Consider the following 26,878-nt stretch of genomic DNA (forward strand, 5'->3'; position numbering starts at 1 on the left):
CTAGCTTTTTCCGTCGTTTTATCATTCCTATTTGGCTGGTCACTAGAAGCTCACCTTTTGTCAGCCAGTGGTTTCTTCAACTAAGAATTAATTTAAACGATAAACACATCTTTCAAATGGCCTAAGGAGCTGAGACAATAGTAATTGATCATAGACCGACCAAGAAAGCCTTGGATTGGGAATGAAAGAACCGCAATCCTACCGAGTCGAAGAGTTAAATCCATTTCAGGAATGGCATCTTCATGGATCAGCGATTGAGATGGAGGAGGCACTCAACTGGGCAAAATCTCTTAGCAAGCAGATCAATCGATCTGTCCGCGTGCTCGATCCAGCAGGCAATATCATTGCGATGCTGAGATGAATCGCAGAGATCAATTAAAACATGATTAGCTTGGCTGTGATTGAGTGGCTACAACATGGATTTCCTCAGCTAGCTTTTTGATTGCAACTAACGTCTCTCGGTCAGTCTGAGCCTGCTGCTCAGCAATTTCGCTTTGAATGTTCTGACCCACGATAATAATCGAAAGCAGTACTAGCTGCAAGAAAGTCTCAGCGATCCAAGAAATAATTTCCAATGGATCTTCTGACGACAATGCTTCAGGCAATGAGATGAGTGCCATCAAAGCAAATAAGTAGGCACAGGTCATCGTGCCTACTTTCTCTGTAACAAACAAAGCAACTTGTTTATTGAAGTCTCGAATCTGCATTGCAGGAATTGATCTGATAGCTGTATCTTAGACTGGTAAATCACCCAAGGGGAGGTTGACTAGTCATGTCTGAATAAGCTGTCATTGCCTGCTGCAAAATAATCATCTCAACGTGCCAAACCGCGAGTTCATGGCTGATCTGGTTAGAAGTCAACCAAGAGACTCACCTGATTCAACAAATAAACCTCATGAGTTATAAGCACTTCATCGCACAGAACCCTATTCAATGTGGTTCTTGTGAAATCAGTACTGGACCTTGAGCCAGAATGACGCACAAGCCGTTGAAGGCCATGACCGTTAGCGCAAAAGAAACCCATCGAGCCATTTTGAAGCTCATATCAGTTCTTTCTGGACCCGCCTATCTGCAGAGTGATCAAAACAAACCACTCAACTTACAAATCGAGCTTTGTATGGAACGCATCAAGGCAGAAGCCTCAGAAGGAGTTGCCTTGATCGATGCCTGTGCCCCACATGGCAGAGCCATGCTCAGTCAAGCGCAGCAAAAATTAGATGCCTTAGCGGAGCTATCCGTCTTGCATCAATTGGCCATGGAGAGATTTGACATCAATTAGGTCCAGATTGTACGTCGTGCAGCGACTTGCGAACACCTGAACGAGCTTCAGCGTTGTCGCTTGAAGGTATAGCAGCCACCGTGATAGCCGGTGAAGGGTTGGGCATAGGTGACCAGTTCCCAGCCTTGAGCACCGAGTTCATTCATCAGCTCAACCAGGCTTACCTGCTGGGGGTGGTTTCTGGAGATCAACGGCTTGTCATCCAGCCAGAGCTCCTCAATTTCTCCAGTCCAGCTCTTGCCACGGGGAACAAAGCGAAGCTGTGTGTATTCCCAGGCCATCAATGCTCGATGAGTCGATGGACTCTAAGGCCATGAGGTGAAAATCTGTCCTGTCTTAGACAATCAGCCCATTAAGCAAGGCTGACACCGCCAGGCCGACATAAGTACCAAGCAAATATCCCAGGAGCCCGATTGCCACTGACGGCAAAACTAGATTGGGTCTCTCAAGGCTTCCTGCGAGAGCCAGAGCAGTGCTTGGCCCACCCACTGCAGCCTGAGAGGCAACCAGACATTCAGCCAAAGGCCAGCGGAACCAGCGTCGTGCCTGAAGCACAACAATGGCCTGAACAAGAACCACCATTCCGGCATAGAGCAGCACTGGCAGGCCGTCACCAAAGAGATCTTTAAGACTCGAGCTGAGACCGATCACAGCGAAAAAGGGTTGGATCAAGACCAGACCAAGCCCGTAGCAAGCACTCCGAGAATCCGATCGGGGTAACTGGGCAGCAATCAACGCCACCGTTGTGAGCACCAGGATTGATGGGGCATCAATCCCCAACAAACGCAAGAAACCGCCCATACGGTCGGAGATCAACAAAACCCCACCCCCCCAGAGAAGACCGAACAACACCTCTCGGAATGAAGGCATCACAAAAGCGTTGGTTGGGTTTGAAGCAGAACTCTTCAGCACTGGAGTTTCATTCGCTCTGTACTGCCAACCACCACGGCCGATCAGCAAGCTGACGACAAACCATGCCGTGAATGCAACGTGATCTGCCGCCGTGGCAATCAACAGGAGAGAAGGAGGTATTTCAAGACTTCTGGCAACGGAAACGAAGTTCAGACTGCCTCCGGTGAACGTGGCACTCAAAAGACCTGCCAGTGAAATCCAAGACTGTCCAAGCCATCCTGATAGCAATAACCCAACCGACAAAACAGCCACCAGAGTTCCAGCTACAGCTGCGATGAAAGGCAGCAACAAGCGACGTGCATCAGGCAGCACACTGCGCAGCTCAACCGCCAGCAGCAGTTCTGCAATGGCGAAAGAGGTTAACGGTCCGTTCACCCACGAGACAGCGGTTGGTTCTGGAGTCCAGCTGGTCACATTGGCCAGCAGCAGACCGAGCATCAGGATCACCATGGTCGACCCGAACTTGCGAGCCAAGCTGTTCACCTGAGCGAGCCACCAGCCGAGACCTGTCAGTCCTAGAACCAGAACCAGTGACATCAGCGGAAGAGACGCAATCATGACGATCAGCCGGTTGCTGTTTTCAAAAGCATGACTCAACGCATCAGAATGAAGCGATGAGCACCACCCAAAACTTGTTTCTCGTCGTTTTGGGCGGACGTACCGCGACCAGTCATATCGAATTGCATGACGTGCGCTGGGTGGTGGGAACAAGCATTGAAGACACGATCCCGACACTTAGGCAACAATGGTTTGGTCTGCAGAGCGGCCTTCACATCGATAGCTACAAGGCCATTCAATATGTGGATGGATACGCCATTGAGCTGATCAAACAGAGAGAGGACTGCAAAGAGAAACTTGAGGCGTCGTCAACAGCAATGAAGGATCAACTGTGGTTCATCAATCTCGGTGGTTACGACCGAGATTCTTTACAGGAGTTGCATCAATTCGGCCTTGTTGTGGCTCCCAGCAAGCAAGCAGCCAAAGCATGTGCTCGTCGGCGGTGGCTTGGCAGTGCCTTACAAGTCCATAAAGATGACCTGCACAGCCTCGATCACTTTGGCACGGTTGATGACTGCTTACCCATCTTCAATGTCGAAGACTGGCAAATCAATCTGAGGGCGGAACCAGGCAGACATGAGGAAGAACTCAAGCCGGACTGGTTGGGCTATTGGCGGATTGATGGTCGACAGCCCAGACCACATCCCGAAAAGCTGCACTAATTTCACACCGCAGCAAACCGCCACCAAGCCTCGAGCCTTGCAGGAGAGAAATACGTGGTGGTACCAAACAGTCCCCCATGGGCAGTGTCGGATTGAACCAGATGACGAGCACCACAAAGCAAGGCAGAGTCGACTGGCACCAGGCCATCACCGCTGACATCAACAGATCCGGAAATAGCTCGATAGCTGCCTTTGGCACTGCGCCGACTGAAGACAGAAGCAGTAGTGCTGTTCAGGTTGAGCTCACCAGCGATCGCCACATAATCAACGTCAGGCTCGTGGCATCCAGGACATCTCCGATCAACCATGGCCCTGAGAGGAGTGGCGCGAATCGCTTGATGCGGACTACCCAGGCTAATCAGACGATCACATCGAGATGCACCGCCATAGGTACGACCTTGGAATGGCTGTTCACTGAGATAAAGCCTGAGCATCACCCCCCCGGAGCTATGACCAATCAACGTCACACGTCCTGTGGGTGACATCGACTGAAGAAGCTGCACATGCTGATCAACCCGATCTAACACTCGTCGCCAACCGAAGCCCCAGCTCGTGAGAAGCCAGTCATAGCGGCTTACTGGGACAACCTTCGCGTCGGTCACACCCTGCTTGATCAGCCAATCAGCAATCGGTTGATAAGCCTCTTCGGTGATCAGAAAACCTCCGAGAATCACCACCGGCTGATGTGGATCAACAGATGCCATAGCTCCGATCACACCGAAACAACGCCATCATCTCCGCAGAGCAGAACCATTCAATGACAGCGGAAAAAGTTGCCGACTATCCCCGACCACCAAGGCTGGAGGTCAGCCCTGATCACGTTTTGGTGCGGGTCGGTGGAGACGTTCTGTTTGATGGCGTTGGATGCATGCGAGTGCTGGAGACCTTTCATCCACCGACGTTCTACCTTCCAGCTGCCAGCACCAATCAAAAGCTGTTAATTCCCGCTGCTGGACGTAGCTTTTGTGAGTGGAAAGGAGTCGCTGATTATTTCGATGTCTTAGTAGGAGAACAGCGTATTCACCGTGCTGTCTGGCGATACTCTTTTCCCACGGAGTCGTTTCAAGCCATTGCAGGTTGGTTCGCCCTCTATCCAGGATTGATGGATGGCTGTTGGCTCAATGGTGAACAAGTGACTGCTCAGCCAGGAGGTTTCTACGGAGGCTGGATTAGCTCGGCAGTTGAAGGCCCCTTCAAGGGAGATCCACGCCATCCAGAACTGATTTAATCAAGATCATTAATCAACCATTGATCGAGGTCTAGATATCTAATAGATAAGTAAATTATGCATCAATCATCCATTGCATCTTAACCTTTTCGTAAAGTTGACGCTGCCTAGATGTTGTCACCAGGGTGTCGAGGCACAGCTTGTACCCAGACTGAGGATGACAGAAGATTTTCTGCGATGTTTCGGCAATCCACTCAATGAACCTCGAAGCACCAGTTTCGGGTAACTTGAGAGTCTCAATATAGTACTCTGACTCAAAACTTTCAATTTTGTGAAGACTTTCACGATAGTCCGAAAGCTGGAAGAGGAGAAACTGCTCACCCAACCAACAATCTTTGAGCGACAGAGATGAGCGCGCAGCAGATATTTCAGGGTCTGCAGAAGTGAGATATCTTAGCCTGCCAAGAAATGAGCTTGATTGCAAGTGATCAACTTGATCCAAAGCGCAATGACCAATCGTGATCAAGCTCGGATCATGATTGATTTCTGCCACATAAAGTGCTGAATACACGTCGCCATCATCAATGGCATCTTCAAGCCAGTTAACGATCGAAGGAATACCCACATCAAAAAGACTACCTATATTATTTTACGAATAAGCTCGAAATTTAATTGCTCAATTGAGCCCCCTGTTGGTACCTTTTGTCTACCCTTTAAGGCAATTGACGGTCCATCTCCCACAAATTAGAATGAAAAATACAAATCACCTTATCATTCACTGGCTTGCCTCAAGACAGACAAAGAAGATTTCAGAACAGAGCAAGAGAGTTGCTGTTTGCGCAAAAGATAATTTCAAGAATAAAGTCTTTGGTGAACATCATGACCAGCATTATTATTCTAGTCACTAGGCACTGCTCCTCCTAGCCATGCTGGACCCGTCACAGCAACAGGCTTCCTCGGATCAGCAAAAATTGGCGATCCGAAAGCAAATGTGGCGCAAGCGGCGACGGTCACAGACACAAGCTGCGAGACAGTTGGTGTTCGTTTCGAAGGCGGCAACAAATTTCGCTGCACCCTAACTTGGGATTAATTATCATCAATGATGATTGACTACAAATCACATCGAAAATTCAATTAAACATAAACCATGAATAAACTAATTCGACGATTAAAAGAACGGGCGGACGATGACAGCATCCCCGATCTCGTCGCAGCGGCCGAAGCCAATTCAGACGTTGATCTCAGCAGGGATTTGGCACTTCTCAAGGGTGTCTGGGAACTTCGCTGGAGCAGTGCAACTCAGCTCTGGCTGAAGCAAGCGAACTGGTTAGAAAACATTCAGATTCTTGACCCAGTGAATTCACGGGGAATGAATCTCCTACGCCTTGCCGGCCCGCTAGGGGAGTTAGCAGCTGTGACGGTTGAGGCTGAGCTAAGCACTGATGGTGCAAATCGTGTTGGAGTCCGATTTCGCAGAGGCGGCTGGAGAGGCCCGGCCATGCCGGGTGGACGACGGCTCGAATTGTTCAAAACCGTGAATCAGTCTTTCCCAGCATGGCTTGACATCACCGCACTGACGAACGAGCTGCGTATCTGCCGCGGCAATGCTGGAACGACATTCGCCCTTCTCAAGAGGCATGACATGGCAGTCTCTGACTTTTTTTAGGAGCTTTCAGGTGAGCAGCATGAGTTTTGCAGAACAGATGGAGAAGTTCTCTGCCGAGGTCTGAAGAGATCACTTGAATAGCCGAAATCAACTAGATTCACCTCTGCCATCAATCAAGTAATGATTCCAGAACCCTACGAGCTGTTCGATATTGACAAGGGCTCAGACAAATTATTCCTGATTGGGACAGCCTGGATCGTGCTCTTCTTATTTCTCTTGTAAGAAAATCCGTTGGTCTGCTAGTCAATCCTTATTCAATCAAAAAAAGTCTCCACCATGGCGGTTGGACTATCTTGTGTTGCAGCTGCCAAAAGCATGAAGAGATCAAACCCAATCTGAACCAGCCTTTAGCAACTGAATCCAAAGCTACTCATCCGCAGTTAAAACGAAAAATTACAGTTGTAATCTGGGAATGTCTTATTGAAGCTCTCCATTTCCAATTGATAGCCCTTGGCGAAAAGATCAAATTGATAAGAGCTCTGATTTTCAAACCATAATTTGTATTTATCCAAAATCTCATCACCTTCAACTTTAGCAAGATTGCCCTTCAATGCTTCAAAGCACATATAATTTGCGATTCCCGAGCCATAACCCAAAGAAAAACTACTGATCCCATCACCGGTTTCTTCGATCAAACCCTCTGCCAATGGAGGAACGATTTGAGCCGTTGCGGTTGAAGCCATAGATGTTGAAACTATTAAAACAACTGTAAGGCATTTAACTTTCCCAAGAATGATTTGATGACGTTCAAGGTTCATGGCCTACAGCTCGATTTTCAGGCATAGCAACAGGCACAGGAGGGCACTGTGTCCAGATCGCTAGCATACACTATAGAGAGCAAAATTTAATGCAAGCAAGCGGGATCATAGATCACCAAGGTTCCAACATCTCAGTCCTCTAAATAGACTTTTACCCTGAGTTTAAAAACTCGCTTGTATGGAAAAACAATCTAGAATCTCTAAAGCCCCATGCCAATAACCAACCAAAAAGTGTCCGGCGTATTCCAGGTGGAATAAAGCAACAAGAAATGCTGAACAAACAGCCACTAAATAAGTAGGGATTTTAGGATAATGTTGACGTTGTTCACCATGATGTCGTGCTTCTTTCTTCTTGACTGCCATCATCTTGGATCCGTTGGCACAAGCTTCCATTCAGCATCTTCAGGAATCACAGGGCCAACGTTGATATCTGCAGGCTCTTCAAACACCACCCGCCAATCAGCAACTCGGCAAGCAACATATTCACCTCTCTCGATGCGGATGCCTCCAAGGATCGATGGTGCTCCATAAAAACCACTGATCCACTCGGATTGAAGCCCTTAACCTCCCCTAAACCAGACCCAACAGCGACAGTTGGGTTGCGTCGTGGATCGCTTGGCTGCCACTTAGGCTCCCCATTGCTTCGAAAGATAGGCGGTGCATACCAATCAAATCTGTTGCTTTCTAGTGAGCTCTCTTGCCAGCCAACACCTAGGCGGATAGAACGCATATACTACAGACAAGGCTATGGGCAGCGACCGTGCCGCGACGACTCTCTCAGCGAGAGCAATCATTGATGTACCTGGCGTCCTAGCTGTCAGGCCGGGAAACTTCGTGATCATCAGAGCTCAACAGCAGATTGATAAGCCGGTTAATGATGACTGGTGGATGGGACAAATCCTCTGGTGTGAACCAGAAGTCCGTGCACCCAGAGTCAACGCTCTGCTGCAGGTGGCCAATGTTGACGACGGAGCGTTGCACTGGGTCAAGGCGGAGACGGTGGCCCACGTTGTTCACGCACTCGATGGAATTGGCGATAAACAGTAATTCGACGACGCCTACTGGCCACAAACAAAAAGTCATTTCCACATTGGGCCCCAACGCGCCATCAAGCAATGAGCGATTCGACGGATGCCAGAACCCCCCTCGCTGATGGATAGTGATCGCATCAACGGGATTCGGAGGCGTTCAATGAGTAACGACGGTCCAACTGAGCACCCATTAGAAGCTGCCTGACTGGCCCGACAAGCCAAACAGCCAGACGCTTCGACCCGCCCTACTCGGCCGACTGAGTAATGGGTTTGAGCAACATTCAGAGAAGCCGTCTTCCTCTCACGGAGGGCGGCTTTTCTTGTGGGTGTGCCTTGGCACGGGGGATGGCGAGGCACCCATCAAAACCTCAAAACAACCGCTCCTCTCCAATACAGGCAACGCCCAAAAACGAAGTCCAGACCAAGAAGTCTGAGGTGAGCAAACCCTTGACTCTCCTTGCTCGTTCTGTTTATCCCGGAACACCTGGACTATCCCGTGGCCGCGCCTGAAGCGATCACCATGGCCCAGTGGTGTAAAGCCACTGAGTTGAGAGATCGATCCATGACAGAAACATCGAAGCAAGAATTGATCACTCACGACCAAGACTGACCAGCCATTAGTGATGTCATCATCGGTCAATTAATAGAATCGTAACCGTTCAAAGATTGGCATGTGCTATGGGACAACCATTGAAAATTGCTGTTGCAAACTGCACTATGCCTATGCCTCGTCTTCATCCTCATAGTCACTGAATGAAATGACGTATTGCTCGTGATCATTCTTTTCAATCACCCATGCGAACACCCAACCATTTCCCTCACCTGTGTAGATGGTGCCCGACCATGATTCATCTTCGTCTTCGACTTCAAGAATATCGTCCTCAGAAACACGCGCAGCCTTGGGGAACAGCTTCATAAACACCATCCCGGCCAACATCGATGCTTGTTCATCACTCAGGTAATTCAACTCGTCCTGAGTGAACTGCTTCCCATCACTGGCAAAATCAGCCTCCAGCAGATTTCCCTTTAGTGGGATGTTCTTGGCCTGACCCAAGCCGACCTGAATTCGAGCTTCGTGGTCCGGACACCTCTCGGCTAGTGCGATGCGCTCTTTGGAGTCCGCGTCGAGGCTCCTGATCTTTGCGGCGAATTGTTCGAATTCCATGCTTTGAATAGTGGCTGAACCTCAGCCGCTTGTCATTGGCATGCACCAAACGCTTGTCATCAAGCTGTGGCTGAAATCCCCTGTGACCCCAGGACAAATCTGACCTGGCACTCAACACAGAAGTCAGTGGGTTGGCTGATCCCGGACTCTTTGATAAAGCTGTTGGTCGGCTGATCATGTCCTCCACCTTGACGGAACGCTCTACCCGGAAAAGGAAGACCTCAGTTATCCACGGAACAAGGCCATGAGCGTTGAATTCGCGATTGCAATGCTGCAGCAGGAGGGCAGATGGCTGCTGCAATTGCGCGATGAGAACCCCAGGATCGTTGCGCCAGGGTGTTGGGGGCTGTTCGGTGGCCATCTTGAACCCGGCGAAACTGCTCTCATCGCTGTGCGACGAGAACTCAACGAGGAGATCAGTTGGTGCCCAGATCAGCTGAAGATCTGGTTCCGGCATCAGGATGAGCAGCGCATCGTGCACGTCTTCACAGGCGAGCTCAGCGTGCCTCTCCAGCAGCTGCAGCTGCGTGATGGCCAGGACATGACCTTGGCCAGTCCTGAACAGATCCGCTGCGGTCGGCTCTGGAGCAGCAAATTGAACCAACAACGTCCGCTGGCATCAGCGCTGTCGATGCTGGTCGAAAAACTGGATGAAATCACTTAGGCGGACTGAAACAACAGCACGAGAACGAGCGCGATCAGAGCCAAGAGAATCCAAAACCTGAAACCACCTGAACCGCTTCGAGACGATCGAAGTGAACGTCCCCCACCACTGGATCGTCGTGCTTGCTGATCCGCTGGAACTCCGCAGTGGGAACACACCAGGCGGCCACCAAGCGAGCGATCAGCACGAAAGCTGGTGGAACCGCAACGGGCACAACGTCGAACAAACATCAACACAACTTCTTGTTAGGGCCAGAATCAACCGATGGAGCTTGTTCATGCAAGAGACACCGATCCAGCCTGGCTGGACTGTCAGGCCGTTGAGGCCTGGATCAATGGTCATCAGGTTGTCAAAGACCTGACTCTGCGCCTCATGAGAGGAGAATCAACGGCTGTACTCGGTCCCAACGGTGCTGGCAAAACCACACTCGTGAAATTAATCAGCCGCTCGCTTTACCCAGTCGTCAAACCGGGATCGCATCTGCGCTTGTTCGGTTCGGAGACAGTCAATCTCTGGGCACTGCGCCAACGTCTTGGGATTGTGAGCAGCGAAGTGGAACAGCGCATCCCGGCATCGATCACAGGCCGGGAGCTGTTATTGGCAGCTTTTTTCGGTGCCATCGGTCTCGGAAGAGACAGAACCCCCACTGCAGACCAGTGGTCGCGAACTGAAGCGTTACTGCAAAGGATGGATCTTGATGGCCTCGCTGACGAGAACTACGGACAGCTGTCCGAAGGTCAACGACGAAGGCTGCTGATTGCCAGAGCTCTGGTGCATGCACCAGAAGTTCTTGTGCTCGATGAACCAACAAATGCTTTGGATCTGCGCGCAAGACACACCTTGTTGAGAACCCTGCGGGATCTATGCCAGCAAGGAACAACTCTGGTGCTGGTGACCCACCAGGTTGATTCCATCATCCCCGAGATTCAAAGAGTCGTCGGACTGCAGAACTGCCTCGTGAGCCTTGATGGTTCAGCTGAGGACGCACTCACCGGACCCAGGCTTTCAGCACTGTTCGACACACCACTGGCCGTTGTTCAGGCCGGTGGTTACCGCCAAGTCTTGCCAGGATGAGCATGCTTGAAGATGCCCGAACGAGGCTGATTTGCTTCTGATCCTGCCGGCTATCAGCATGGCCTTTGGCGGCCTGCTTGGCAGCCGCATCAGACCTGGCAGACGCTTTCGAGCGGTGGTTGCCCATTTAGTGGGCGGTCTGGTCTTGGGCATTGCAGCAGCCGACCTGATGCCGGCCGCCAGCAACAGCGGTCATCCAGTTGCACTGGCGATTGGTTTCTGCCTGGGCTTCTCGCTGTTGCTGGTGATTAATGCGGTCCTGGAAGAGCCCCACGACAGCCCCGAACACGAGCGGGCTCGACCGATGCTGCTGCTGATGTTGCCCTTTCTCGTGGACAGCCTGATCGACGGGCTGGTGGTGGGCATCAGCAGCGAAGCCGCAGAACAGCATTGGGTAATTCCCGTGGCCGTTGGCCTGGAAATGGGATTGGCGACCCTCGGACTTGGAACTCTGCTTGGCCGCGGTGCCAGTCGCTGGCGAAGCGCGGTGTCAGGTGCACTGATGGCTGTGACCTACTTGATCGGCCTCAGAACCAGCCTGTCGATCACCGATGGGTTGCAGGGACCTGCACTGACCGGCACACTCGCGTTCGGTACAGCGGCTTTGATCTACCTGGTGGTGGAAGAGGTGATGAAGGAAGCCCACGCACGCGGAGAAGATGATTCAGGTCTGGTCAATGTGGCTTTTTTCATTGGTCTGCTCTGCATCTGGCTTCTGGACTGTGTCACCTCCTGAGTTGTGAGCTGACACCCCTGAACAACAGCGACTGAAAGTACTCGGTGCTCTTGTAAAAACCACTTTGCGCTTCTAGTTGACGGGGGAGGCGGTGTCATAACCTCGCCTCGCCTGCAGGCTGAAGCCTTGAACAGCAACGCCAGAATCGACGCCCTTCAGTTGATGCTGACCGATCTGCGTATGCGCAACGAACCGATCCGGCATAAGGCGGCTTTTCGAGGCTGCCAGCCAGAATTTCAGGCTCTGGTCACCAAGCTGATTGAACAGCTCGAATCCGAACTGATGGAAGAGAAACAGCGTTTCAGAAGCGCTCAGCGCGGTTGATTCCTGTAGGCGGCAGGAGCGATCACGAGAAACAACGTCCACCAAGCCACAACGATCACTGCCGTCGGGATGGTGACCCAGAGGCGATTCAAGACCAACCAACTGCCTGAGATCGTAAGGACTCCAGTGAGAAGGATCGTCCAGGGCTGACACCACCAGGGTTTTTCGGCCCAGAGATCTGGTTGAGGACGATCAGACACCACAGATTCTCAAAGACTTCCTAAACACGGAGCTGTACACCCATGATTCATAGCAGTGAGTTCTGTGCTGATTGGATCATCCTGCATAAAAGTCCAGATCCTTCAGAGGACAAATTAGATTTCGCAGCCAAGACGCAGCAGGCATAAGCGTACGCCTGATCGAGAAATGCATTCAATCAAGCTTCATGAACGCAGCAATGGATATCAGTGAAGACAACACTCTTTGAAGTAAATCACATTAACTTCCCCATAAAAACAGCGGTTAACAAATACTGAATCATGATATTACTTGGCACCTTCTCCTGCGTTCCGGCGACTTCAATCGCTTTGATCGTTACTTGACTCCTCGAATCGCCAAAGAAGCATGGAAGACGGGAGCAAAGAAACCCTGAACAACAAATAGTTTCGACAGCCCAAATGCATTTCACCAGAGAGGATCTGGATCATTGAATTCGAGAAGGAAAGGCCAACACAAAGCAAAAATGCACACCAGCCGAAACCGAACTGTTCCATCACTTTGTTTCAAGCCTGACCTGTGCCATCAGGCTGGCTAAGTTTCAAATCTGACCAATGCCTCAGCCCCCTCAACATCTTGAGCATCACCAAATGGCTGGAGGCGCGTGCCCAGCTCGCTGAACTGATCGAAGCCATGGAGGAAGAGGCTTTGGCCTCCGATCTCGATAGTGATCAGCTCTGGCCCCCTGGCCGCAGCAAATTGACACCCATGGATCGTATTAATGCACTGCGACACGAGGTGGAACAGTTATGCATCGAACTACCTGAGCTTCCCGATTCACACTGAACCTGGCTTGACAACCGAGGATGAATGATTGCCAATCCTCTGCGTCAGCCCAGCTTCAAGCCTCAGGCAGACGCCGATTAATTGGCTTTGGAAGGCTCACGCTTCAACTGTTGTGCCAAGGCCCTGAACGAGGGTTGCAAAGCGAGCTGAGCGAGGTCGTCATAACCCCCAACAACATCCCCATCAATGAAGACCTGCGGGAAGGTGTTCATCCCGCTGCGTTGACGGAATGCCTCGAAGCGGTCGTCAGACTCGATCGTTTCCAGGCGATGGGGAATGGACAGCCTTTCCAACAGTTGCCTGGCCCGCAGACTCCATGGACATCCTGGGAGCACTGCTAGCTCGACGCGCTCACTGAAGGAAACAGATTCCTCAACCGGCTGCTGAATAGTCTTTGCAGTGGGCAAACCGCTTAAGCCGAGAAGAAGCTGGGCGCCCTTGAGCACAACGGTGCCTGGCTCAAGATGCCCTCCCCAGACCTGACAGGCGCCATCTGAAAGGCTGAGATGAAGATGAACGCCGGAGGGCGAGAAGGTTCCATTCAGCGTGATGACCTCGAGCTCCCCACTCATCCGCGTTGGCTGCTGTTTACCAGGACAGCGAAAAGTGGCCTGAGACAGATTGCCGACGACCCCGAGAACAAAGCCACTGAGCTGCTGCTGCAACGCCAGCTCAGATAGAGCCAGATGAAGGTCCTGACCGGGCTCAAGCTCAAGAGGCAGGGTCTCCATCCAGACAGATCAAGAAACCGCGCCAGGTTACGCCACGCCGTCGGGCACCTAAAAGGTACGATTTAGTTACGTAATAAACACGAAAACGTGTCATTTTTGGAAAGTTTGCTGGAAGAGTTGCAGGAGCAACTGCAAAACGAGCCAACTGATCTCACAGCAGCCCAGGTTGCTGATGCTGCAGAGTCGGAAAGACTCAATGTGACCTTGGCAGGCGGGGTGATGAGTCGCCTGAAGCAGCAAGCATTAGCCGAGGGTCGTAGCTGCAGCAGCCTGGCCAACTTTCTGATCGAAGACGGACTACGCCGCCACGAAACGCTCAGCTGAAGCCAGGGATGTGCATGCATTCACCATCAATGAAACAGCGGATTAATTAAGCAGCCGATCAGTGATCGACTTAACCTCGCCGCTTCGCTGCATCTCCAAAAGCTCGACATCAATCGGAGTGCGCAAGGCGCTGTTCATTGGAATCACAAACCCGTAGGTCTGATTCGCAAGCGCGAAGGGAGCCATTTTGAATGGCGCTTCAGGTTTCTGCTGCAAGTAATAACGAAGAGGGGCCTCATCAAACAAAACAGCCGCAACCTCACCCTTCGACAACAGATCAATGGCCTGGTCAAGGCTCACGGATTCACGGGCCCGGGCTCCGTAAATTTTGGCCCAAGTTCCACTGGTCGTCCCGGCTACCACTGAAACAGTCTTACCGCGCAGATCGGTGCGTTCCTGAATGGCAGAGGGTTCCAACCTCGACAACGACACGGTGAATGCCGAGGCCAAACCTGCCGTAATCGAGGACAGAGCCAGAAGCGACATCAGCATCCAAACCCCTGCAATGGTGCGGCCTGCTCTGGTTGTGGGAGATCGATCCCCATAGCCAACCGTTGTAAGGGTTACAAGAGCGAACCACATCCCGTTACCGACACCATGCAGGTACTGACGGGGGAAGTGCTCGGCGTTGCGACGACGCTCAGCCAGCCACATGAGATTGCCGACCAAAAACAGAAGGATCATCAAGCCACCTAGTGATGACAAGGCCGCCCAGCCAAAAAAGGGTTTGAACCTTGCCCATAAACCAGGCGTCTTGATGGGAATCATCAACCCCTCCCTGCCATGGAAGTAAGGCTGGGTGAAATCAATCCTGGGGTTAGCTAATCGGTCGGGGGTGATGCTGATCGGACCAATAGCAAGATCCAGATCGCCGTTTTCCACGGCCTGCAGATTGGCCTCCGTATTCAGCTGGTAGATGAGTTCATAGGGTTTGTCGAGGCGGTTCGCCACTTTTTCCCAAATCTGCATGCTGATCCCGTGAACAGGTTCACCCTTCGGCATGACGAATGGCGGCGCACCACTAACTCCAACGCGTAATGGGTCTGCCAGTGCCGCACCTGGTACAGCAACACAAATGAAACCAGCGAGCAACAAAGAAACCCTGGGAACTCTGATCACACCTTTCACCCGTTGTTCTCAAGACGCTTCACGATCACCCCCATGGCGATGAGTGATCCCAGAAGCGCAAGCAACAAAGCGAGGGTCATCAGAAGTCAATCGGCTCGTGCATTCTGAGGTTGCCACCTCAGATGCTGAGAGGCCATGACCTGTAGCCCAATGAAGGGCGGACATGCTTTTGAAACACTTCCGTGTTTTGCAAGCAAAATGGTGCAAATCTCTGCTTTGCCATTCCACTGTTGACTGCCATCAACATTGAAAAAAACAGTAATCAGGCTGATGGCGAGCCAACAGCCAATGCAGACACAACCGTTTCGCATTGTCGCTGGCAATGGCGAGACGAAGATCTGGTTCTGTTGGCTCAGAAAGCCATCTGGCGACCATCCAGTGAAGACCTCCTTGTTGCCGATCTGCATCTTGGCAAGGCAGAAGTGTTCCAGGCCTGCGGAATTCCACTGCCCAGTGATGAGGACAGGGGCACATTGCAGCGGCTGGAAAAACTCTGTGAGCAGTGGAATCCAAATCGTGTGATCATCCTTGGAGATTTGATCCATGGCCCACTCGGGCTCACCCAGCGCCTGAAGGTTGATCTCAGCAACTTGCACAACCGCTTACACGCTGAGGTACTCCTGATCGGGGGCAACCATGACCGCCATCTGCACTCGAGCGCTTTCCCCCAGCATCCTGCCTTCAGGCTGGGAAACCTCTGGCTCAGTCACGAACCGGAACAGCCCAAAGACGGGCGTGCGTGCCTGAATCTCTGCGGACATATTCACCCCACAACCACTCTGCGCCAGGGTTCAGATCGGCTCAGGCTTCCCTGCTTCGCCTACGACAAAGTGGAACAGCGAATGCTCATTCCCGCGTTCGGAGAGTTGACGGGAGGGCACGACTGCCGTCACGGTTACCGCAAATGGCTGGTTGCCGAGGGCACCATCGTTCCTTGGCTCGACACCGCGCAGGCATTCAGAGGGGCCAAGCTGACATGGTGACGCGGGCCCGTTCCACCACTGCTGCGGCCCCAACCAAGAAACGGGTTCGGCGCCGTCGTCCCCGTCCGAAACGACTTCGTAAACGCTGGTTGGTTCTGGGTGTTCCGCTTGGGATCTTTGCAACCCTTGTCGCACTGGCCCCAGGAGCTCCACAGCCTGAGGTCATCTCAACACTGGAGGAGGAAGCCAGTGGAGCTGCGCTTGGAGCCTTCCGCTATCAGTCGGATGACGAGGTCTATGCACTCGATTTCGACCCAAGGAAGGTGCGTTTCGGACTGCTCGAGGGATGGGATCGCGAGCAGGATGCCTTTGAGGATTCTGCGGCTCTGGCCTACGTATCAGGCCCTATGTACGAACGCCACATCGACAACGGTGGCCAGGAAATCACGGTTCCACTCGGGGATCTGAAATTCGGGCGGAAGGTCTGGCTAGGCAGGAACCGAACGGCATCCCGACAACGAGCGTTCGTTGGGATCAAGAGCAATGGTGCCGTGGAGTTTGGCTACGGAGAACTCACTCCAGAACGTGCCGAGACCTACGACATGTTCGTGGGTGGCTTACACAGTGTCTACAACGACCTGAACGCCCCCCCCGACAGCTACAAAGGTGCTTACAGCATCAGCATGGGCCAGCGCATTCGCTACTACCTGCCCAGGATCCGGATGGTCTACGGACTGCGCAGCGATGGCCGGCTGGAAATGTTGATGAGCAGGGACGGCCTCACTCTCGAGCAGACGAGGGAGCTGGCCCGTCGTCGGGGCCTAGTGGCCGCCTACATGCCTGATCACGCCTCCAAGAGTCGTCTGATCATTCCCGGAGTGAAGGGATTTACCGAGGAAGACGCCAACTGGATCAGTGGTGGAGCGACCAGTTTTGTGCACGTGCCCTACTTGCTGCGGCTGAGTGAACGCCGCTTCCATCTGCAAGGCGGCTTGGTTGAAAACCTCAGCGAAAGGCTGAGGTCAAAGGTGGAATGCAAAGGCCCACTGGACTGCACCGAAGTTGCTGGTCATCGCCTGATGGACAGGGCCCTTGCTGGGCTGAATCGCCTGATGGAGCAAGGGGTGGAGCCCGTTGCCCGATTGATCTGGAAGCCGAAGCGTCAACCCCTGAAACCAGGTTTCTCTCAGGACAAACCAGGTGGCAAGTCTCAACGTTCGCCTTTACCGGAACCCCCCATCACCGCTGATCCCCTCGTGCTGCTTGAACAGCCGCGGCAGAACAAAGAATCGGACGCTGAAGGACCTGCATCGGTGTTCCCTCGGTTCGAACGCGATCTTCCTCCAGACTTGCCTCCACCCGTTCTGCTGACACCGGAACGGTTGCCCAGCGAAGACTCCACATCCCTTCCCTTTGCAGACTCGTACCAAGCAAAACCAATCACTGAGTCCATTGAAGATTCAGATCCTGCTGAAGATCAGAGGCCAAGCCTCTCTCAGACAGATGCAATGGTCGGGGCACCGCCACCACCCTTGCTGCCGCCACCAGCGCCCTGAAATCAGCTTCGCGACACAACCGGGGTCGATAACACCATGTCGAATCAGCCAGTGTTTCTTATCCATAGAGCTGGAGTCGACTTAAAATTATATCTCCAAACATCAATGTCAGCTATTGGGAATAACTATTTAGCGCCATCGAAACCGGCCAAACAGCAACATATTGGGAGTTAGACTAAATACTGAAAAATGCATTGAGCACGAAGCAAAGTCTTCACTCATTACCACCAAAATCTCAGGAACAATAAATGAGTTAGAACTCTGCCGGAAGATGATGAGTTGCGAGAACAGATCTTTTGAACTCTCGGAACAGTTGGTGATATTTAACGCAGGAAAAGACCATTGCAATCTCCTGACGCGGGTGTCTTGAAGCAGATATTTTCCGGCGACCAATAGCCAACCGCAGGGAAGCGAAGCCCCTGGCGACGAGCTTCTGAATTCACAGCTTCAACGCCGCGTGCGGTAACCAGCACATGGCCCGGTGCTTCCACTTGATCAAGGAAGGTCTGTTCAGGCATCTCCTTTTGCGGGGAGGCAAACACCGGACTGGCGATCAGCGCGAGCACAGAACCGAACAACACAGGAGAAGCGGTGCGTACAGACATGATTGAGCGGCAACGAATGAGAGCAAACAAGACAGAAATTCAGTTGGGAGTCACAACGACAGGAGTCCCGACGTCGACCTGTTGGAACAGTGTGACCACATCCTTGTTCAGCATGCGAATGCATCCAAGGCTGACTGCCGAACGCAGCTTCACCCAATTAGGCCAGGCTGTTCCATGAATCGCATATTCGCCTGATCCGATCTGGAAATAGGCCATGTAGCGAACACCCACCGGATTCTTGGGACCCGGTGCAATGACCTTGCCGCCCTTGTGATACACAGGGGCTTCCTCTTTGCGAGTGATGGCGTAGCTGCCAGCAGGGGTCGGAGATTCAGGAGCACCGATTGCAACGGGGAAGCGCTCCACCACCTTTCCGTTGTCAAACAACGTCAGATAACGATCTTTGAGGCTGATTTCAATGGCCTTCTCGGCCTTTGCGGGCACTGGGATCAGGCCGAGGGTCAGCAAAGCCACCCCTGCAGATACGGCAATCCGCCTCAATTGCATGACCATGCCTCGGCACTCACATTCGGCGACATTGTGACCCAAGAACGGATCCAGCTACCGTCGCACAACTGTTGCTCAGACCTGTGACTCACTTCCAGGCGTTCCATTCCGCACTCAGAAATCGTCCAGCCAGGTGGATTGCAGCTGCCGTTCTCGGTGTCTCCTGCGGGATGGCTCAGAGAGCCGAAGCCGGGTTCTCTACGGAACAACTAGAGGCTTTTGAGATCACGGAAATGAAAGCAACCGTGACCACATCACTTCCTGCCGAGAAGGTCATTGAAGTGATCGATCCGCATGGTCACCGGGAAATTCTCACAGTGGGCATCGATCTCGATCCCCTTGGCCTGAAGAAAGGCGACGAGGTTTCAATCTCGATTCTCGACGGCCTCGTTGTTGAGCTGGAGGCCAGTGCGAACAAGGATTTGAGTTTCAACCGCGAAGACATCATTCTTCCCGCGGACATGGGCAAGCTCAAGAAAGGCATGCGGGTGGCGCTGGCCTCAGGAACAGCTCAGGTCATCAGCATCGATCGGCAAGACAACAGCATCGACCTTCTGGGGCCCCTCGGTGGCATCAACAACCTTGATGTGGTGATCCCGGATGGCGCCAATCCCTTTGATCGCATCAAGGTTGGCGACACCGTTGATTTTCGACTGATCCAGCCTCTGGCTGTGAATGTGCGCAAATTGCCCCGCTCCTCCACAGGTGAAGCGCTCAAGGACTTTCGGGAGAACGGAGAACCGCTGCTGATCAGCCCTCTTGCAGCCCAGGAGGTCAGCCTGAAAAGCGAGTTACTGGAGGCCTTCGAGCTCGCGCAACTCAACGCCACCATAGAACGACTGGTCCCTGGCCAAAAACTGCTGAGGGTGAAAGGCTCGCGAGGGCACAGCATGCTGATCACCTCAGCGATCGACCCAAGCGCAGCGGGGTTCAAGGTCGGAGATCAGGTGAACATTGAAATGCTGCAGGGACTGGTGGTTGATCTGCGCAGCTCTCAGCAGAACCAACTCACGTTGCAGCGAGAAGACCGCAGGCTGGGTCGTGATTTCGGACCGGTGCCGGCAGGTGCTCGGGTGGCCATGGCCACTGGGACAGCCGAAGTTGTGCGCCTCTCCCGCACCGACCACAAGTTGACCTTGAGAGGCCCACTCGGCAAAATTCACAAGCTCGATATCCGCCCTGAGCTGGAAGCTGAAGTGTTTGCTGATTTGAGTGTGGGCGACATGGTCGACTTCCGTCTGATCAAGCCGATCGCGATCCGGATTCAGCCAGCCGCCCAGCGTTAGCTATGAGCTGATGCCAGGGCCCTAACCACATCACCGCGGGTGAGCACCCCGACGGGATGGCGCTGTACATCAACGACGATCAGACGTTGGGTGCCCTTTTCATGCAGCATCGAAGCAGCCTTCGGCAGCGGAAGGCTGACTTCACAGCTGTGGCTGTCGCGGTGCATCAAATCACCAACAGTGTTGCCCAGCACCTGATGCACCTGACGATCCCAGTTCAAGGGATTGCGCAGGTAAATCACGCTGTCGAGAAGCATCACATAAGGCCCGACATCCACACCGCTCTCACGGACCATCAGATCTTGTTCAGTCAGTTCTCCAATCAAAACGCCTTCCCCGTCGACCACTGGCAATCCACTCACGTGGTGATCATTCAGCATGCTGACTGCATCCTGAAGAGTGGTCTCCGCCGTCACCGTCAGCACCGGAGCGGACATCACCTCCCCGACCGTCTGCTGGAGCACCATGGGACCTGATCAACTGCACGCATTCTGAGCCTTGATCTCTCCCTGGCGATTGTGGGCCGATCGACTCACGCTGCTGCGTGCCGCGCTTGGAGCACCGTTGCTGCTGCTGCTGGCCTCAGGACAGCAGAGCTGGGCATGGTGGCTACTGCTGATCGGAGCCTTGAGCGACTGGGCAGATGGATGGATGGCCCGCAAAGCTGATGGGGGCAGCAGTTGGGGAGCAAAACTTGATCCCCTCGCTGACAAGTTGTTGATCAGCGCTCCATTGATCTGGTTGGCAGCCGAGAGACAACTGCCCCTATGGGCTGTATGGCTGCTGCTGGCTCGAGAATTGCTGATCTCCGGATGGCGGTCGGGTAGCTCCAGCGGGGCTCCAGCCTCCTGGCTGGGGAAATGGAAAACCACCCTCCAGTTTCTCAGCTTATTTCTGATGCTCTGGCCGACAGACTGGTCTGGGGAGCAGCTCACTCTGATCCTGCATGCACTGGGATGGTGGCTCTACTGGCCAGCTCTGGTGATGGCGCTCTGGTCAGCTTTGGCTTATCTCAGGCCCCGATCAACGCCTCATCGGCACTGAAGTCCGGTGCGGATGTTGGAGACAGCGCGTAATCACGCTGATAGCTATCAGCCATGCAGGCCAGTGCATCAAACCGAGGCGTCCAGGCCAGTTCACGTTCAACACGGCTGATATCCGTGAGGAAATGACTGAGTCGCAAAGGGAACCCCTTACGAGCCTTCGGATCAAGAGCGGAGGGATCAAAAGGGCGTAGATCGAGGCGTTCTGGAGGGCGGCCGCAGGCCAGCGCTGCAGCTTCGATCAAACCTTGGAATGTGATCCCTTTCTTGGCAGAGCAGTTGTAGATCCGGTTGCAGGAGGCATCCACCTCAAGACTGCGCGCCATTGCTTCGGCCAGATCCTCGACATGGCCGACCTGGGTGATGGTTGTGCCATCTCCCGGTAAAGGAATGGGGCGATCATGCGTGATCCGATCGAAGAACCAACGCTCAACTGGGTTGTAGTTACCAGGACCGACGATGTAAGTGGGTCTGAAACTCGTGAAAGCGATCCCTTCACGCATGAGCCATCGCTCTGTTTCGCCCTTACCGGCATGACGACTTTCCGGATCGAGAGGACTGTCCTCATCCAGAGGCCAGGTCTGGCTGCCTGCATAGACACCCGCTGAACTCACGTACAGAAAACGATGGCTGGGTGCACCCGTGCGCTCCACCACACGCTGACTGTCATTGAGCGAGCGCCCAGAACTATCAACAATCACATCAAAAGCGCGCCCCTTGAGTTGATCGAGAGCCTGCTCATCACCACGGTCTCCATTAACGGCTTCAACCCCGTCAGGAACAGGCTGACGGCCGCGGGTGAACAGGGTGAGGCTGTGACCCTGCTGAAGCAGACAGCTGACCAGAGGCTTGCCAACAAAACGGGTTCCACCCATCAAGAGGATTTGCACGAGCACCCAGGCAGACCAGCTGTTATTGAAGCGCGCTGAACCCACCCGTGCAGGATGGGAGTCAGTCCATCGCAACGGCCATGCAGATCATTCCAGCCATCGACCTGCTGGGAGGGGCCTGCGTCCGTTTGCACCAAGGCGATTACGACCGGGTCACCCGATTCAGCGATGACCCTGTATCCCAAGCCATGAGCTGGCAAGAGCAGGGGGCTAGCCGTCTGCACTTAGTGGATCTCGACGGTGCCCGCAGCGGTCAACCCATCAACGATGCAGCGGTTCGTGCGATCACAGAGACACTGTCGATCCCGGTCCAGCTCGGTGGTGGCGTGCGTTCGGCTGAACGCGCCGAAGCACTTCTGGAATGCGGGCTCGAACGCGTGATACTGGGAACGGTTGCATTGGAGCAACCGGAACTTGTCGTGCAGCTGGCAGACCGACATCCCAGCAGAATCATCGTTGGCATTGATGCCCGCCACGGCAAGGTCGCAACGAGGGGATGGCTGGAGAACAGCAACACCGAAGCCACTGCTCTGGCCGCACGCTTCAGTGATGCGGCAATTGCAGCAATCATTAGCACCGACATCAGCACGGATGGAACCCTTGCGGGCCCCAACCTCGACGCTTTAAGGCAGATGGCCACTGCCAGCAGCGTTCCCGTGATCGCCTCTGGCGGAGTGGGCTGCATGGCTGACTTATTGGCGCTGTTGGCACTAGAACCACTCGGTGTTGAAGGCGTCATCGTTGGACGAGCCCTTTATGACGGCCGGATCGATCTTGGAGAAGCGCTCAAGGTCCTTGGCAATGGACGACTTAAGGACCCATCAACAGGAATGTTGAAGGACATGGCTTAAATCCCTTATCAAGACGGGGCCACTTAGCAGGTCTAACCTGAAATCGTTACGACGACTGCCGTGGAGTCGCTGGTCGAGTCATTTCTACCCAAGGGAGCCCATGACAAGCGCACCCTTCAGGATGCCTTCGATCGTTGCCGACATTTGGGGATGCGACTGAGCCGGCAACGGCGAATGGTGCTCGATCTGCTGTGGAGCGAAGCCAGTCACCTCAGTGCTAGAGACATTTTTGAGAAACTCAATCAGCAAGGCCGACAAATCGGCCATACCTCCGTTTATCAGAACCTGGAAGCCCTCCAAAGTGCAGGTGTGATCGAGTGTCTCGATCGAGCCAATGGGCGTCTTTATGGATATCGCAGCGATCCACACAGCCATCTCACCTGCCTAGAAACAGGTGCAATTGAAGATCTTGATGTGAAACTTCCCGACTATGTACTCAGGGAAATCGAACGCCGGACCGGATTCAACATCGAGTCGTACACCCTTCAATTAAACGGACGTCCAAAAATTGCCACTGGAGCATCCTCGCCAGTGCCGTTACCTTGACGCTCATCAGCACAGTTACAGGGCACCGTGATCGACCAGGACCGGGAGATTCTCCTTTTCGCTCCCGATCTTCTCGGTGAAAGCCTTGCTGCGGAAATCCCCACTGAAGAGCTGCCAGTTCGCATCAGACGGTCTGCTGATCAGCTGCAGGGTCACCCATCACTGGTGATCTGGTCATTGCCGACCGAGACCCAGCCTCTGATCCTCGAGCGGGAGATTCTTCAGCTGCAACAGCGCTGGACTCCTGCTCCTACGTTGCTGCTCTTACCAGCTGACTACGGACGTGACCCTCAGTCTCTGCTCTCGTTGAACTGCGACGGCATCCTTCAAGATCCAGACCTCGCAGCACTCAGGGATGCGGTTCAGACCCTTCTCAATGGAGGCAGAGTGCTGAAAATCAAGCCCCACTCTGAGCATTCCTCAACCAGCCAGCCAAGTCTGAGCATGGCGCAGTGGCTGCTTGTCAGTGGTTTGCAGCAGATCGGTCGGGATCTTCAGGTCATCGAAGCACTGCTCGATCCCCCGCCTGAACATTTCGTGATGCGACTGATGCTGGAAGGTCGCTGTCGCGAACTGCGCAGTGCCAAAAACCTGCTTCTGTGGCTTTGGGGACCTCTTCACACAGGCCTCGCTGATGTCATGCCACTGCATGATCAGAGCAAAACCCTTGAACTAACCCTGAACGACCGAGAACCAACGGCCGTCTGGAATGCCATTCAGCAACGACTCGAAGGTGCTGTGAGCAGTGGACTGGGCAACGGCACAGGCCAGTTGCTCGCCATTGAGGGACTTCACCCGGAACGCCGTCGCGACCTATTGCTGGCGCTTTTACAGCAATTGCATGAAGTTCTTCTTCGCCTGCGCGGTGATGAGCTCCTCGGCAAACGCGACCAGAAAGCACTGAGCGCTCGTTGGCAGTCTCTGCAGACGGAAGTGATGCAACAGGCGTTGCGCAGCGTCGCAGGCAATTACGTGCGCCTTCCCCAAGGGGAAAGTCTTGTTGCCGTGGCCGACCAACTGGTGGATCGCACCGATCTCCACCAATCGGATGATGAGCTGCCAGATCCGCAGACCATGCTGGCGTCACTCGTGCTGGACCAACCTGTCCTTGTGGATGGTCAGCTGCTTCCCTCAGACGACCCCAGAGCATTACTGCAGCTTGAGAACCTGATCAGCAACTGGCTGGTGCGTACAGCTGAACTCATTGGTTCCGAACTGCTCGGAATCTGCGGCGAATGGCCCGAACTGCGCCGGTATCTCCTGCAGCAGAACCTGATCTCAACTCGCGAACTGGAACGTTTGCGCAACCAACTCAACAGTCAGTCGCGCTGGCAAAACTGGATCGAACGTCCAATTCGTTTGTACGAGAGTCGCCGATTGCTGTTCAGCCTCAAAACCGGACGCATTGAACCCTTGCTGTTGACCGAGCCAAGGGATGAGGAGCTCAAGCGCCTGCGCTGGTGGCAACAACAGGTTGCTCTCATTGTTGAGGCCCGAGATGCCATCGCACCTCAGGTTCAGTCCTTAGTCAAACGTCTCGGGGACCTGATGGTGGTGGTTCTCACCCAAGTGGTGGGTCGAGCAATCGGTCTGATCGGACGCGGCATTGCTCAGGGGATGGGTCGAAGTCTCAGGCGCAGCTGATTCTCAGCTGCATCGGCTGACAAGGGTCAGAATGCACGCACTGTTTCGGTGCCATGACCGCGTTCCTGATCCGTTCCATCGTCGCGGTGCTGGCCTTGATGCTGATTGCACTGCCGGCTCAGGCCATCCGGGAAACCGATAGCTACGACGGCAATATTTTCGCGCTGTATGCCGGTAACGGTTCACTTGTTCCTCCTGCCGTCACCCTGGCTGATTCACAGCAGGCGGGTCGCACCAGCGTCATCGTTTACTACCTCGATGACAGCAGAACCAGCAAAGCTTTCTCTCCGGCCGTTTCGGAACTTCAAAGGCTGTGGGGGAACAGCGTGGACCTTCTGCCTTTGACCACTGATGCACTGCAGGGGAGAGCCACGAACGACAGAACTGATCCTGCGCACTACTGGCACGGAATCATTCCGCAGGTGGTGGTCATCAACGGAGATGGCCAGCTGTTACTCGATGGGGAAGGGCAGGTCCCACTGGAGCAGATCAATGCCGCCATAAGTGAGGCAACCGGTCTTCCCGCACCGCAGGGAGAAAGCATGAGCCTCAGTTTCAATGAGCTCAACACCGAGGTGATTTCACGTTGAACGATCACGTGGACGCCTTACGCTGCGCGCCATTGAGACCGGCCGACAGCCGACGTTGACATGTGTGTTCTGCTTGTGATCCTGCTCCTGATCGGCCTGGGAGTGTTATGGATCGAAGCGCGTCACCGTCTGCGACCCTCATCACCGCTGAAACTCCGTCAACTGGACTGGAGCGTAAGGCCATCGGGAGATGATCTTGAGTTGCAGGGATGGATTGAGATCAGCAACACTCACAAACGCATGGAAGTGATGGTGCCGGAGCTTCAGGTCAACCCAGTGCTGATCGGCAGCTCCGATCTCAACGATGTCACGGTCAAAACCAGGATCACGCCCCATCACCCTGATGAGGACACACGGGCTGACGGCTACTGGCCTGCCTACATCGTGAAGGGGCGCAAAAGCACCCGCATCCAGGTCAGCGTCACCCTCCATGGTCAGACAGGAGCTGCCATTGCTGATCGGGTCGATACGGTCTGGATGGATGTCAACTGGGTGAACTACGGACCCTTCGGCCGCGTTGATCGTCGCCAGGGCGTGGTGGTGCCTCTGCGCAAACCTGCTGTGCTTCAGCTCAGCAAAGCTGAATTCCGCTCCGGGGAGAACTGCAGAGTGCTTCCTTTGAAAACACACTTGCTTGGCCCTCTCGACAGCACCCTAGACGTGCTCCGCGACTACGCAGGTGAGCTGGTGCAGCCGGGAGACATTCTCACGATCGGGGAAACCCCTGTCGCCGTGATCCAGGGGCGATATACCCACCCCTCCATGGTCGAACCGACCTGGATTGCTCGCTTGCTCTGCCGCGTATTCCACCCCACCAGCAGCCTCGCCACCGCCTGCGGATTGCAAACACTGATTGACCAGGTCGGGCCGACTCGCGTCATCCTTGCTTGGTCAATCGGATTGGCACTCAAAATTGTTGGATTAAACGGCTGGTTCTATCGACTCGCCGGCGAACAAGCGCGTCTGATTGATGACATCACCGGGACGACACCCCCCTACGACCAAACCATCGTCCTTGGCCCCTCTGACCCGGTCCGTCTGTGCCAGGACGCTGCAGATGCTCTCGGCGTCGCCGTTGCGATCGTTGATGTAAACGATCTTGGTCGCGTGAAGGTGCTGGCCTCTAGCAACGGCTGCGATGAAGCGTTGTTGCATCGCGCCCTGCGCCCCAACCCTGCTGGAAATGCCAACGAGCGCACTCCACTGGTGCTGGTCCGACCAGCCTGACCTCAAACAACGAAAGGCGGCGATAGAT

General features: G+C 53.9%; 37 protein-coding genes. 21 read left to right on the top strand and 16 right to left on the bottom strand.

Going from position 1 to position 26,878, the window contains the following annotated elements:
- The first annotated feature begins 181 nt into the window (after positions 1–181).
- Complete coding sequence (locus tag SIB42_RS10725) at positions 182–361, top strand: hypothetical protein (protein WP_067094862.1); 180 nt, start codon at positions 182–184, stop codon at positions 359–361.
- 25 nt (positions 362–386) lie between these two features.
- On the opposite strand, the gene SIB42_RS10730 is transcribed toward SIB42_RS10725, so the two are convergent.
- Complete coding sequence (locus SIB42_RS10730) at positions 387–707, bottom strand: hypothetical protein (RefSeq protein WP_067094867.1); 321 nt, start codon at positions 705–707, stop codon at positions 387–389.
- Positions 708–997: 290 nt separating this feature from the next.
- On the opposite strand from SIB42_RS10730, the gene SIB42_RS10735 reads away from it, so the two are divergent.
- Entirely contained in the window at positions 998–1,279 is a 282-nt protein-coding gene (locus tag SIB42_RS10735) for a hypothetical protein (RefSeq protein ID WP_067095122.1), read from the top strand.
- A gap of 47 nt (positions 1,280–1,326) precedes the next feature.
- On the opposite strand, the gene SIB42_RS10740 is transcribed toward SIB42_RS10735, so the two are convergent.
- Together SIB42_RS10740 and SIB42_RS10745 are read right to left on the bottom strand one after the other, a co-directional pair.
- Positions 1,327–1,560 (bottom strand): hypothetical protein, encoded by a 234-nt coding sequence (locus SIB42_RS10740; RefSeq protein ID WP_067094872.1) that lies wholly within the window; start codon positions 1,558–1,560, stop codon positions 1,327–1,329.
- A gap of 55 nt (positions 1,561–1,615) precedes the next feature.
- Positions 1,616–2,749 (bottom strand): DUF819 family protein, encoded by a 1,134-nt coding sequence (locus tag SIB42_RS10745; protein WP_067095124.1) that lies wholly within the window; start codon positions 2,747–2,749, stop codon positions 1,616–1,618.
- A 56-nt stretch (positions 2,750–2,805) separates the two neighbouring features.
- Here SIB42_RS10745 and SIB42_RS10750 point away from each other — a divergent pair, with 56 nt between their 5' ends.
- A complete protein-coding gene (locus SIB42_RS10750) occupies positions 2,806–3,411 on the top strand; it encodes a DUF1543 domain-containing protein (RefSeq protein WP_067094875.1) in 606 nt (201 codons plus the stop codon).
- A gap of 2 nt (positions 3,412–3,413) precedes the next feature.
- Here SIB42_RS10750 and SIB42_RS10755 read toward each other — a convergent pair whose 3' ends face one another.
- On the bottom strand, positions 3,414–4,115 hold the full coding sequence (locus tag SIB42_RS10755; protein ID WP_067094878.1) for an esterase/lipase family protein: 702 nt from the start codon (positions 4,113–4,115) through the stop codon (positions 3,414–3,416).
- 53 nt (positions 4,116–4,168) lie between these two features.
- Here SIB42_RS10755 and SIB42_RS10760 point away from each other — a divergent pair, with 53 nt between their 5' ends.
- Positions 4,169–4,639, top strand: coding sequence for a DUF427 domain-containing protein (locus SIB42_RS10760; protein ID WP_067094881.1), 471 nt, complete (start codon positions 4,169–4,171; stop codon positions 4,637–4,639).
- A gap of 55 nt (positions 4,640–4,694) precedes the next feature.
- Here the strand turns inward: SIB42_RS10760 and SIB42_RS10765 are convergent, their stop codons facing one another.
- Positions 4,695–5,204: a hypothetical protein gene (locus tag SIB42_RS10765; protein ID WP_067094884.1), complete on the bottom strand. Its 510-nt coding sequence runs from the start codon at positions 5,202–5,204 to the stop codon at positions 4,695–4,697.
- A gap of 522 nt (positions 5,205–5,726) precedes the next feature.
- Here SIB42_RS10765 and SIB42_RS10770 point away from each other — a divergent pair.
- Positions 5,727–6,245, top strand: coding sequence for a PAP/fibrillin family protein (locus SIB42_RS10770; protein WP_067094887.1), 519 nt, complete (start codon positions 5,727–5,729; stop codon positions 6,243–6,245).
- A gap of 380 nt (positions 6,246–6,625) precedes the next feature.
- Here the strand turns inward: SIB42_RS10770 and SIB42_RS10775 are convergent, their stop codons facing one another.
- Positions 6,626–7,003 carry a hypothetical protein gene (locus SIB42_RS10775; RefSeq protein WP_156485184.1) on the bottom strand — a complete coding sequence of 126 codons (378 nt, stop codon included), beginning with the start codon at positions 7,001–7,003 and terminating at the stop codon, positions 6,626–6,628.
- Positions 7,004–7,165: 162 nt separating this feature from the next.
- Complete coding sequence (locus SIB42_RS10780) at positions 7,166–7,396, bottom strand: hypothetical protein (RefSeq protein WP_156485185.1); 231 nt, start codon at positions 7,394–7,396, stop codon at positions 7,166–7,168.
- Between the two features lie 354 nt (positions 7,397–7,750).
- Between SIB42_RS10780 and SIB42_RS10785 the strand changes: the two genes are divergently transcribed.
- Positions 7,751–8,050 (top strand): DUF3104 domain-containing protein, encoded by a 300-nt coding sequence (locus tag SIB42_RS10785; protein ID WP_067094893.1) that lies wholly within the window; start codon positions 7,751–7,753, stop codon positions 8,048–8,050.
- Positions 8,051–8,755: 705 nt separating this feature from the next.
- Here SIB42_RS10785 and SIB42_RS10790 read toward each other — a convergent pair.
- On the bottom strand, positions 8,756–9,199 hold the full coding sequence (locus SIB42_RS10790) for a hypothetical protein (protein ID WP_067094896.1): 444 nt from the start codon (positions 9,197–9,199) through the stop codon (positions 8,756–8,758).
- Positions 9,200–9,443: 244 nt separating this feature from the next.
- On the opposite strand from SIB42_RS10790, the gene SIB42_RS10795 reads away from it, so the two are divergent.
- A complete protein-coding gene (locus SIB42_RS10795; protein WP_067094899.1) occupies positions 9,444–9,863 on the top strand; it encodes an NUDIX hydrolase in 420 nt (139 codons plus the stop codon).
- A 34-nt stretch (positions 9,864–9,897) separates the two neighbouring features.
- Here SIB42_RS10795 and SIB42_RS10800 read toward each other — a convergent pair whose 3' ends face one another.
- On the bottom strand, positions 9,898–10,089 hold the full coding sequence (locus SIB42_RS10800; RefSeq protein WP_067094902.1) for a hypothetical protein: 192 nt from the start codon (positions 10,087–10,089) through the stop codon (positions 9,898–9,900).
- Positions 10,090–10,127: 38 nt separating this feature from the next.
- On the opposite strand from SIB42_RS10800, the gene SIB42_RS10805 reads away from it, so the two are divergent.
- The 3 genes from SIB42_RS10805 (at position 10,128) to SIB42_RS10815 (ending at position 11,997) form a co-directional block, all read left to right on the top strand.
- Positions 10,128–10,937, top strand: coding sequence for an ABC transporter ATP-binding protein (locus SIB42_RS10805; RefSeq protein WP_067094905.1), 810 nt, complete (start codon positions 10,128–10,130; stop codon positions 10,935–10,937).
- 58 nt (positions 10,938–10,995) lie between these two features.
- The gene (locus SIB42_RS10810) at positions 10,996–11,673 is read left to right on the top strand and encodes a hypothetical protein (protein WP_067095127.1); all 678 of its coding nucleotides are present in this window, start codon (positions 10,996–10,998) and stop codon (positions 11,671–11,673) included.
- A gap of 126 nt (positions 11,674–11,799) precedes the next feature.
- Positions 11,800–11,997 (top strand): hypothetical protein, encoded by a 198-nt coding sequence (locus SIB42_RS10815; protein ID WP_074160740.1) that lies wholly within the window; start codon positions 11,800–11,802, stop codon positions 11,995–11,997.
- Here the strand turns inward: SIB42_RS10815 and SIB42_RS10820 are convergent.
- On the bottom strand, positions 11,985–12,197 hold the full coding sequence (locus tag SIB42_RS10820) for a DUF6737 family protein (protein ID WP_074160742.1): 213 nt from the start codon (positions 12,195–12,197) through the stop codon (positions 11,985–11,987). The genes SIB42_RS10815 and SIB42_RS10820 overlap by 13 nt on opposite strands.
- A gap of 592 nt (positions 12,198–12,789) precedes the next feature.
- On the opposite strand from SIB42_RS10820, the gene SIB42_RS10825 reads away from it, so the two are divergent.
- Positions 12,790–12,999, top strand: coding sequence for a hypothetical protein (locus SIB42_RS10825; protein ID WP_136975583.1), 210 nt, complete (start codon positions 12,790–12,792; stop codon positions 12,997–12,999).
- Between the two features lie 77 nt (positions 13,000–13,076).
- Here SIB42_RS10825 and SIB42_RS10830 read toward each other — a convergent pair whose 3' ends face one another.
- A complete protein-coding gene (locus tag SIB42_RS10830) occupies positions 13,077–13,730 on the bottom strand; it encodes a PCC domain-containing protein (RefSeq protein WP_067094915.1) in 654 nt (217 codons plus the stop codon).
- Between the two features lie 87 nt (positions 13,731–13,817).
- On the opposite strand from SIB42_RS10830, the gene SIB42_RS10835 reads away from it, so the two are divergent.
- The gene (locus tag SIB42_RS10835) at positions 13,818–14,054 is read left to right on the top strand and encodes a ribbon-helix-helix domain-containing protein (protein WP_067094918.1); all 237 of its coding nucleotides are present in this window, start codon (positions 13,818–13,820) and stop codon (positions 14,052–14,054) included.
- 42 nt (positions 14,055–14,096) lie between these two features.
- Here SIB42_RS10835 and SIB42_RS10840 read toward each other — a convergent pair whose 3' ends face one another.
- A complete protein-coding gene (locus SIB42_RS10840) occupies positions 14,097–15,173 on the bottom strand; it encodes a transporter substrate-binding domain-containing protein (RefSeq protein ID WP_067095130.1) in 1,077 nt (358 codons plus the stop codon).
- Positions 15,174–15,412: 239 nt separating this feature from the next.
- On the opposite strand from SIB42_RS10840, the gene pdeM reads away from it, so the two are divergent.
- Together pdeM and SIB42_RS10850 are read left to right on the top strand one after the other, a co-directional pair.
- Positions 15,413–16,165, top strand: coding sequence for a ligase-associated DNA damage response endonuclease PdeM (gene pdeM / locus SIB42_RS10845; RefSeq protein ID WP_369818440.1), 753 nt, complete (start codon positions 15,413–15,415; stop codon positions 16,163–16,165).
- Positions 16,159–17,661, top strand: coding sequence for a hypothetical protein (locus SIB42_RS10850; RefSeq protein ID WP_231856413.1), 1,503 nt, complete (start codon positions 16,159–16,161; stop codon positions 17,659–17,661). The genes pdeM and SIB42_RS10850 overlap by 7 nt, the downstream gene beginning before the upstream one ends.
- A 323-nt stretch (positions 17,662–17,984) precedes the next feature.
- Here the strand turns inward: SIB42_RS10850 and SIB42_RS10855 are convergent, their stop codons facing one another.
- Together SIB42_RS10855 and SIB42_RS10860 are read right to left on the bottom strand one after the other, a co-directional pair.
- Positions 17,985–18,266 (bottom strand): hypothetical protein, encoded by a 282-nt coding sequence (locus SIB42_RS10855; RefSeq protein WP_197459885.1) that lies wholly within the window; start codon positions 18,264–18,266, stop codon positions 17,985–17,987.
- Positions 18,267–18,305: 39 nt separating this feature from the next.
- Positions 18,306–18,779, bottom strand: a complete 474-nt coding sequence (locus SIB42_RS10860; RefSeq protein WP_067094920.1) for a L,D-transpeptidase — start codon at positions 18,777–18,779, stop codon at positions 18,306–18,308.
- Positions 18,780–18,844: 65 nt separating this feature from the next.
- Here SIB42_RS10860 and SIB42_RS10865 point away from each other — a divergent pair, with 65 nt between their 5' ends.
- Positions 18,845–20,059: a hypothetical protein gene (locus SIB42_RS10865; RefSeq protein ID WP_413327958.1), complete on the top strand. Its 1,215-nt coding sequence runs from the start codon at positions 18,845–18,847 to the stop codon at positions 20,057–20,059.
- Here the strand turns inward: SIB42_RS10865 and SIB42_RS10870 are convergent.
- Positions 20,056–20,526, bottom strand: a complete 471-nt coding sequence (locus tag SIB42_RS10870) for a CBS domain-containing protein (protein WP_067094927.1) — start codon at positions 20,524–20,526, stop codon at positions 20,056–20,058. The genes SIB42_RS10865 and SIB42_RS10870 overlap by 4 nt on opposite strands.
- 31 nt (positions 20,527–20,557) lie before the next feature.
- Between SIB42_RS10870 and pgsA the strand changes: the two genes are divergently transcribed.
- Complete coding sequence (pgsA, locus tag SIB42_RS10875; RefSeq protein ID WP_067094930.1) at positions 20,558–21,103, top strand: CDP-diacylglycerol--glycerol-3-phosphate 3-phosphatidyltransferase; 546 nt, start codon at positions 20,558–20,560, stop codon at positions 21,101–21,103.
- Here the strand turns inward: pgsA and SIB42_RS10880 are convergent.
- Positions 21,072–21,992, bottom strand: coding sequence for an NAD-dependent epimerase/dehydratase family protein (locus tag SIB42_RS10880; RefSeq protein WP_067095145.1), 921 nt, complete (start codon positions 21,990–21,992; stop codon positions 21,072–21,074). The genes pgsA and SIB42_RS10880 overlap by 32 nt on opposite strands.
- Before the next feature lie 80 nt (positions 21,993–22,072).
- On the opposite strand from SIB42_RS10880, the gene hisA reads away from it, so the two are divergent.
- The 5 genes from hisA to SIB42_RS10905 all read left to right on the top strand — a co-directional run bounded on the left by hisA (position 22,073) and on the right by SIB42_RS10905 (position 26,850).
- Positions 22,073–22,843, top strand: a complete 771-nt coding sequence (gene hisA / locus SIB42_RS10885; RefSeq protein ID WP_067095148.1) for a 1-(5-phosphoribosyl)-5-[(5-phosphoribosylamino)methylideneamino]imidazole-4-carboxamide isomerase — start codon at positions 22,073–22,075, stop codon at positions 22,841–22,843.
- A 150-nt stretch (positions 22,844–22,993) separates the two neighbouring features.
- Positions 22,994–23,389, top strand: coding sequence for a Fur family transcriptional regulator (locus SIB42_RS10890; protein ID WP_082825038.1), 396 nt, complete (start codon positions 22,994–22,996; stop codon positions 23,387–23,389).
- Positions 23,390–23,416: 27 nt separating this feature from the next.
- On the top strand, positions 23,417–25,033 hold the full coding sequence (locus SIB42_RS10895) for a DUF3685 domain-containing protein (protein ID WP_067094932.1): 1,617 nt from the start codon (positions 23,417–23,419) through the stop codon (positions 25,031–25,033).
- A gap of 53 nt (positions 25,034–25,086) precedes the next feature.
- Entirely contained in the window at positions 25,087–25,623 is a 537-nt protein-coding gene (locus tag SIB42_RS10900; protein WP_067094935.1) for a thylakoid membrane photosystem I accumulation factor, read from the top strand.
- A gap of 60 nt (positions 25,624–25,683) precedes the next feature.
- Entirely contained in the window at positions 25,684–26,850 is a 1,167-nt protein-coding gene (locus SIB42_RS10905; RefSeq protein ID WP_067094938.1) for a F420-0:Gamma-glutamyl ligase, read from the top strand.
- Positions 26,851–26,878: the final 28 nt, after the last annotated feature.

Source organism: Synechococcus sp. MIT S9508, assembly GCF_047303045.1.
Classification (GTDB): Bacteria; Cyanobacteriota; Cyanobacteriia; order PCC-6307; family Cyanobiaceae; genus Synechococcus_C.